Raw genomic sequence first — 7,096 nt, 5'->3', positions numbered from 1 at the left:
CGGCCACCTCCGCCCGTGCGGCCACCTCCGCCCGTGCGGCCACCTCCGCCCGTGCGGCCACCTCCGCCCGTGCGGCCACCTCCGCCCGTGCGGCCACCTCCGCCCGTGCGGCCGCCTCCGCCGGCGCGGTCGCGGGGGCTGTCGCCTCCGCCTGGGTGGTCAGCTCGCTGCGGGCCACGCGTTCGGCGAGGACGGGGACGAAGTCCCGGACGGGAAAGCCGTCGAAGCGGCGATAGGCGGCCTGCATCACCCTCTCGACGTGCTCGGCGGAGTAGGTGTCCGCGAAAACCTGGATCAGGTGATCGGTCGTCCGGCGAATCGCCTGCTCCTCGCGGAGGTTTTCGACACTCACCAATATCTCCCCGACGTCGCATTTGTCAGATTTCACGGCAAGCAACCACGCCTGCCCGAGCGCCGGGACCCAACCATATAGGGGTTTTCGGCCGCGTTGATAACCGCGTCAGCCCCTACTGAGAAAGCCGCAGGAAATGGCCGCACCGCCACGTTTCCAGAAACTGACCGTTCATATTTCCGGGCTTTTTGTTTCGTCGGAATACACGTTCGTTCACCGTTCGGTCCCGCAGGCGGACGAGCCTGGCGCTGTCCTCCCAGAGCGCCCGCGCCAGCTCGTCGCTGCGTGCCCGCTCCGACGGCTGCGGCCAGGTGAGCCGGGCGCGCCGGAGGGCGGCGTAGACGTGCCCGTCCGGCGGCGTCGCGATCCCGAGCGCCAGGTCGGCCAGCGCGTTCCCGGCGGCGACGCGGCTGTTGAGATGGGGGTCGAGCCTGCCCAGCGGCCACCGCAGCACCGGAGAGCCCAGCAACGACCAGGCCACCCGCAAGGGAAAAGGCAGATCCTTGGCCAGCCCCGTCCCGAAGACCTGCCCGGGGTCGTAGGCGACGACGGTGAGCCGCCTGTCCCCGCTCTCCGCCGGCGATCGTGCGGTGAGCACGGCGCACAGCTTGGCGGCCGTGTACGCGTGCTCGCCCGCCTTGCGCGGCCGGTGGTCCAGGCCGGGATCGCGCCGAAGCCCGAGGTGCCGCCGGTCATCACGATCGTGGACACGGTGAACTCCCCGGCGTCAAGCGGTGGGCGTCACCAGGCGGCGCAGGGTCTCGCCGATCCCGGTCGGGCACGTGAGCCGCCGGTCGCCGGCGGGCTGGAGCACGCCGCGGTCCACGGCGTCGTACATGTCGGCGAGCTCCCGCGCGAGCTGCGGCGGGAGGCCCGCCTCGACCATCGTGTCCACCCAGCCGGGCCGCGGGACGGTGACCACCTGGAGCGGCCTGCCGAGCACGGCCCCCAGTTCATCGGCCACCTGCCGCTCGGTGTAGCTGGGGGCGTCCAGGTCGATGACCTCCCCGGACGGGGGCGGCGCCAGGAGGGCTTCCGCGGCCACCCTGCCGACGTCGCGCGTGGCGATCATCGGGGCCGGCGTGTCGGCCGAGTCGCCGAAGACCGGGTAGACGCCTGCCCCGCGTGCGGCGTCGAGCACCGTCTCGACCTTCTCCTGGAAGTGGCCCGAGCGGACGGCGGTCAGCAGCACGCCCGTCTCGCGCAGCAGGTTCTCGAGGTGGTGCAGCCAGCGGATGGGGCCGGTGCCCTCGGCCAGCTCGGCGCCGAGCGAGGACAGCATCACCGCGTGCGGGACACCGCTGTCCAGGACCGCGCCGGCGATCGAGCCCGCCAGCGCGCGGTGCCCGGCGTCGTCCGCCGCCGGATCGGTGGGGAGCATGACGAACGCCCCGCGGCAGCCGCGGAACGCCTCCGCGAGCGCCGCCCTGTCGCCCAGGTCGGCGGTGAACACCTCCGCCCCCGCCTCGCTCCAGGGCCCGCCCCTGGCCGGGTCGCGGACCACGGCCCGCACCTGCTCCCCCTTGGCCAGGAGCTCCCGGGCCGCCGCGCCTCCGACGTGGCCTGTCACTCCGGTGATCGCGTACATGAGCCGCCTCCCGCTGGTCGTCGTTCGCCTGTCATCCCCCAGTGAAGGCACCGGCGGCTGGACGATCCATATCTCTGGCGCTCGGTTCCATTTCTCCGCGTCTAGGCTGAGAGGGTGGACCCGCTAGCTGATCTGCTCGACGGCGTCCGTGCCCGCAGTGCGGAGTTCTGCCGGGCGATCCTCGAGCCTCCGTGGTCGATGCGCATCGCCGACGGAGCCATGCTCGCCTTGGCGACCGCGCTGCGGGGGCACGCCTGGATCGTGCCCGACGCGGGTGAACCGGTGCTGATGCGCACCGGGGACGTGGCCATCATCAAGGGGCCGGCCCCGTACACGATCGGCGACGACCCGGCCACCGAGCCGGACATCATCGTGCACGCGGGCAACCGCCTGACCACCATGGACGGCGTGGACGTCACCGACGAGCTGCGGCTCGGCCCGCACACGAGCGGGGAGTCGCCCGACGGGTCGGCGATCGTGGCCAGCGGCACCTACCAGGTCAGCGGGGACGTGACCGGCCGGCTGCTGAACGCCCTGCCGCAGATCCTCGTCGTGCCGTGGCCGGGCACGCAGGCCCCGATCATGGAGCTGCTGGCCCAGGAGCTCAGCGGCGAGGGGCCCGGCCAGCAGGTGTTCCTCGACCGGCTGCTGGACCTGGCGCTGATCGCGACCCTGCGCGCCTGGTTCGCCCGCCCGGAGGCGCAGACGCCCGGCTGGTACCGGGCGCAGAGCGACCCGTTGATCGGCCCGGCGTTGCGGCTGATCCACGACGATCCGGCCCGCCCGTGGACGGTGGCCGCGCTGGCCGCGAAGGTGGGCGCCTCGCGGGCGGCGTTCGCGCGGCGTTTCGCCTCCCTCGTGGGGGAGCCGCCCATGGCCTATCTCACCGGCTGGCGGATCGCGTTGGCCGCCGATCTCCTGCGCTCGTCGGAGACCACGATCGACGCGATCGCCCGGCACGTCGGGTACGCCAACGCGTTCGCGCTGAGCGTGGCCTTCAAGCGGGTCCGCGGCGTGTCACCGAGCCACCACCGCGCGGGCGTATGAGCCCGCCTGCGGTGACCGGCGGGTGAGGGTGAACCAGTTCGGGTACCAGCCCGCGCCGTGCCGCGCCCGCCGGGCGGATTCGTGTCCCGGGCGGCGGGACGGGGCCGTGGGGGCGGGGAAGTCGGTCGAAGGTGGTGCAGGACAGGGCCCGGTGCGGGCAGGATCGGACGTGGCCGTCCCCTCGCCGGCAAGGGAGCTCATGACCGTGTCCACGCCGTTCGACCCCGTCCGCCCCCTGATGGGGGTCGAGGAGGAGTACTTCGTCGTCGATCCCCGCACCCGGGAGGTGGCGCCTCGGGCCGGGCAGGTCGTCCGGCGGGCCGCCGGTGAGCTCGGTGAGCGGGTGTGCACCGAGATCACGCGGTTCCAGGTGGAGGCCAAGACGCCGCCCTGCGCCGAGCCCGCCGTCCTCGAGCGGGAGCTGCGCCGGATGCGGGAGGCGGTCGCCGCCGCCGCGCGGGCCGAAGGGCTGGCCGTGGTCGCCTCGGGCACGCCCGTGCTGGGCGCGGCGGTGCCGCCGCCCATCACCGAGGACCCCCGTTACGACCTCGGCATCGAGAACTACCGGGCGCTCCACGACGAGCAGGCCATCTGCGCCGGTCACGTCCACGTCCACCTGCCCGACCGGGAGCGGGTGCCGCTGGTGTGCAACCACCTGCGGCCGTGGCTGCCCGCCCTGATCGCGCTCATGGCCAACTCGCCGTTCTGGACCGGCCGCGACACCGGGTACGCGGGGTGGCGGGTGCTGTCCTGGGGCAAGTGGCCGGTGGCCGGGCCGCCGCCGTACCTGGAGAGCCTCGAACACTACGAGAGCGTGGTCGCGGGGCTGACCGCGAGCGGGGCGCTGGTCGATCCGGCGACGGTGTTCTGGGACGCGCGGCCGTCGCCGCGGCTGCCCACGGTGGAGGTGCGGGTGGGCGACGTGCCGGCCTCGGCGGCGGAGTCGGTGCTGCTGGCGCTGGTGGTCAGGGCGCTGGTCACGGTCGCGCTGGAGCGGGTGGAGGCGGGCGATCCCGGGCCGCGGGTGACGGGCGAGCTGCTGCGGGTGGCGTACTGGCGGGCCGCCAGGGACGGGCTCGACGGGCACGGCGTCGATCCGCACACCGGGCGGGCGGTCCCGGTGGCGGAGATCGTGGAGGGGCTGCTGGAGCACGTCCGGCCCGCGCTGGTGGGCAGCGGCGACCTGGAGGCGGTCCTGCGGGGGTGGCGGTGGTTGCGCGCCGCCGGGAGCGGGGCCGCCCGGCAGCGGGCCGCGTTGAAGGCGCGCGGGTCGTTCGAGGGCGTGGTGGACGATCTGGTGGAGCGCTTCCTTGCCTAGGACAGGGGCTTCCCCGGTCAGGCGGGCAGGTGCTCGGACAGGAAGGTGCGCAGTGGGGCGGCGTGGCGTACCGGGTCCTGCCAGCGGGCCTGCAGGTCCTCCAGCAGGTGCCGCTCCGCCGTGAGCTCGCCGCGCCGCCAGACCCGGACGACGGGATGCAGGAAGGCGCACTCGTCGGCGCGGTCGGGCGTCGGGTGCCGCCGGATGGCGAACACGTCGGGGTGCCGGTCGCGGGGGCCCCAGCGCAGGGTGACGGTGAGCAGCAGGTCCTCGCCGGCGAAGCGGGAGACGGCGTAGTCCTCCGGCAGGTCCTCGTAGTGCCGCGCCACCCGCTCCGCAGCGTCGATCACGTACGCGTCCGCCAGGTACTCGAACTGGGTCCACAGCGCCGAGCTGTGATTGACGCGGCCGAGCACGTCGTCCGTCAGCGGGGCGGCGCCGGCGGGCAGCTCGCGCGAGCGCAGCGGCACTCCGTCGTAGCGCTCGCACAGCAGCGCGGCCAGCGTGCGCAGGTTGTAGCGGAAGCCGTCGATGAACGCCGAGGAGGCGCGCTTGAAGTCGCGGGCCTGCATGAGCGTGCCGGCGAAGTACAGGCCGTCGACGTTGGCCGACTGGAAGTCGGGGCGGATGGCCGGGATGCGCCCGTTCGGGGCCAGGTCGGGCCGGCAGGACGCGTCGAACGGCCCGGTGTCCATGGTGAAGCCGGTGCAGCGCAGCACGGCGTCGTAGTCGAGCACCGCCTGCTCGCCGTCGGCCAGCGTGTACGTGATCGCGGCCCGGTACCCGCCGCCCTCGCGCCAGATCCGGTCCACGGTGCACTCCAGCACGGCGTGCAGGGTCTTGAACCAGTAGCTGTCCAGCAGCGCGCCGTACTGGCCGCGCACGTGCCCGGGATGCTTGCTGGTCCACGCCAGCCGCACGGGGCTGGGGCTGGCCAGGTGGATCACCGACGCGTACGGCAGCAGCGCCTGGGCGGTCTCGAACGCCGAGTTGCCCTTGCCGACGATGAGCACCCGCTGCCCGGTGAACCCCTCGCCATCGACGGGCACGTCCTCGTAGCCGGTGGCCAGCTCGATGCCGGGGATGCCGGGCACGTGCGGGCCGCCCCAGCCGGTCGCCACGATCACGCAGTCGGCGCGGTAGACCTCGCCGCCGGTGTGGACGGCGAACCGGCCGCCCGCCTTCTCCACTCGCAGCACCGGCGTGGAGTAACGCACCCGCAGCCCGTGCACGCGCTGGAAGTCCGCCAGGTAGCGCACCAGGTCGTCGGCGTGCGGGAAGTACTCCTTCGAGTAGCTCGGGAACGCCAGCTCGGGGCCGTCGTTGAGCAGGGAGTTCCAGTCCCAGCGGAGCTGGATCTCGCGGTCCTTCTCGCCGGTGTGGACCTTGTTCAGCGAGATCAGCCGGCGGTGGCGCGGGTAGCGGCGGAAGAAGCCGCCGGGCGACTCCTCCCGCTCCAGCGTGACGTAGTCGGCCCCGGCCCGCTGCAGGAAGTGGCTGAGCTGGAGCCCGCCGGGGCCGGCGCCGATGATCAGGTAGCGGTGGTCGTGCGTCACCCGGCGTGTCCCGCCTGCTGGGGGGCGGGATGGCCGTAGCCGTGCGTCACGACGCGCTCGGCCGCCGTGGCGTAGACGGCGGGGTCGTCGGGGGCGTGGGTGGCCAGGCCGTCCACGTACCGGTTGAACATGCAGAACGCCGCCGCGATCAGCACCGTGTCGTGGATCTCCCGGTCGGTGGCGCCCTCCGCCTTGGCGGCGGCGACCAGGCCGCCGGTGACCTCGCGGCCGCTCCGCTGGACGGCGGCCGCGATCGCCAGCAGCGCCTTGAGCTTCTGCGAGATCTCCGCGTCGGCAGCGCCGGCGCGCACCCGGTCGACCAGCTCCATGCCGCCGGGGAGCTGGGCGGCGGCGAACGCGGCGTGCGAGGCCGTGCAGAAGCGGCATTCGTTCAGCCCCGACACGTAGGTCGCGATCAGCTCCCGCTCGCCGCGCGTCAGCGTGCTGTCCCCGCGGAGCAGCACCTCGGCCAGGGCGTTCAGCGGCCCTGCCGTCTCGGGACGGAAGGCGAAGAGGCCGCGAATTCCGGGCTCACCAGAATCGATGGCGATATGGGGCATTAATGCTCCTCAATTTCGGCCGGTCCGGTCGGTCACCTCCTGCATGATCGGCTCGCCGCTCATCCACTGTCAACGCCCCCTTTTCCTCATTTATGCTCCTATTTCGGACGCCTTCTTGTTTTGTGGATCTACGCAGCGTAGGGTCGCGAACGGCTCATAAGCCCTGTTTGCGATGGGACGGAATCCATGACCGAACATTCCAGCATCACTGTCGCCAGCGGTTTCTACGACGCTCTCGCCAAGGGCGACCTGGACGTCCTGCGAGACCTCCTCACCGACGACGTAGTCTTCCGCGTCCCCGGCCGCGGCCCGATGGCCCGGGACTACCGCGGCAAGGAGCAGGTGCTCGGCTACCTGGCGCGGCTGGCCGAGGCCTCCACGGGCGGGCTGCGGCTGGAGCCGGAGGACTACCTCGTCGGCGGGGACCGCGTGGCCGCGGTGCTGTCGATCCGTGGTGAGCGTGACGGCCGCACCCTCGACGACCACGGCCTGCAGCTCTTCCGGCTGACCGGCGGGAAGATCAGCGAGCGGACGAGCTACCCGTACGACCCCTACTCCGTCGACGAGTTCTTCGCCTGACGGGCGGGCGCGGGCACCCAGCGGGGCCCGCGCCCCCGCCCATTCCATTGCCATCCCAAGGCCATCCCCAAGGCCTTCCCCACGGCCCGCTCAGTG

At 73.0% G+C, this 7,096-nt stretch carries 8 protein-coding genes; 3 read left to right on the top strand and 5 right to left on the bottom strand.

Going from position 1 to position 7,096, the window contains the following annotated elements:
• The 3 genes from AB0I79_RS62765 to AB0I79_RS62755 form a co-directional block, all read right to left on the bottom strand.
• On the bottom strand, window positions 1-352 hold a 352-nt coding region (locus AB0I79_RS62765), incomplete at its 3' end, for a three-helix bundle dimerization domain-containing protein (RefSeq protein ID WP_357896107.1).
• 115 nt (window positions 353-467) lie between these two features.
• Window positions 468-950 (bottom strand): hypothetical protein, encoded by a 483-nt coding sequence (locus AB0I79_RS62760; RefSeq protein ID WP_357896104.1) that lies wholly within the window; start codon window positions 948-950, stop codon window positions 468-470.
• 129 nt (window positions 951-1,079) lie between these two features.
• Window positions 1,080-1,940 carry an NAD(P)H-binding protein gene (locus tag AB0I79_RS62755; RefSeq protein ID WP_357896101.1) on the bottom strand — a complete coding sequence of 287 codons (861 nt, stop codon included), beginning with the start codon at window positions 1,938-1,940 and terminating at the stop codon, window positions 1,080-1,082.
• 114 nt (window positions 1,941-2,054) lie between these two features.
• On the opposite strand from AB0I79_RS62755, the gene AB0I79_RS62750 reads away from it, so the two are divergent.
• Window positions 2,055-2,987 carry an AraC family transcriptional regulator gene (locus AB0I79_RS62750; RefSeq protein ID WP_357896098.1) on the top strand — a complete coding sequence of 311 codons (933 nt, stop codon included), beginning with the start codon at window positions 2,055-2,057 and terminating at the stop codon, window positions 2,985-2,987.
• A gap of 199 nt (window positions 2,988-3,186) precedes the next feature.
• On the top strand, window positions 3,187-4,305 hold the full coding sequence (locus tag AB0I79_RS62745) for a glutamate--cysteine ligase (protein ID WP_357896095.1): 1,119 nt from the start codon (window positions 3,187-3,189) through the stop codon (window positions 4,303-4,305).
• 17 nt (window positions 4,306-4,322) lie between these two features.
• Here AB0I79_RS62745 and AB0I79_RS62740 read toward each other — a convergent pair whose 3' ends face one another.
• Window positions 4,323-5,861 (bottom strand): NAD(P)-binding domain-containing protein, encoded by a 1,539-nt coding sequence (locus tag AB0I79_RS62740; protein WP_357896092.1) that lies wholly within the window; start codon window positions 5,859-5,861, stop codon window positions 4,323-4,325.
• Complete coding sequence (locus AB0I79_RS62735; RefSeq protein WP_357896089.1) at window positions 5,858-6,421, bottom strand: peroxidase-related enzyme; 564 nt, start codon at window positions 6,419-6,421, stop codon at window positions 5,858-5,860. The genes AB0I79_RS62740 and AB0I79_RS62735 overlap by 4 nt, the downstream gene beginning before the upstream one ends.
• Window positions 6,422-6,607: 186 nt before the next feature.
• Here AB0I79_RS62735 and AB0I79_RS62730 point away from each other — a divergent pair, with 186 nt between their 5' ends.
• On the top strand, window positions 6,608-7,000 hold the full coding sequence (locus tag AB0I79_RS62730) for a nuclear transport factor 2 family protein (RefSeq protein WP_357896086.1): 393 nt from the start codon (window positions 6,608-6,610) through the stop codon (window positions 6,998-7,000).
• Window positions 7,001-7,096: the final 96 nt, after the last annotated feature.

The organism is Nonomuraea sp. NPDC050202 (assembly GCF_040656115.1).
Lineage (GTDB): Bacteria > Actinomycetota > Actinomycetes > Streptosporangiales > Streptosporangiaceae > Nonomuraea.
Note: the sequence above shows the minus strand (reverse complement) of the source record. Positions and strands in the feature narration are given on the sequence as shown.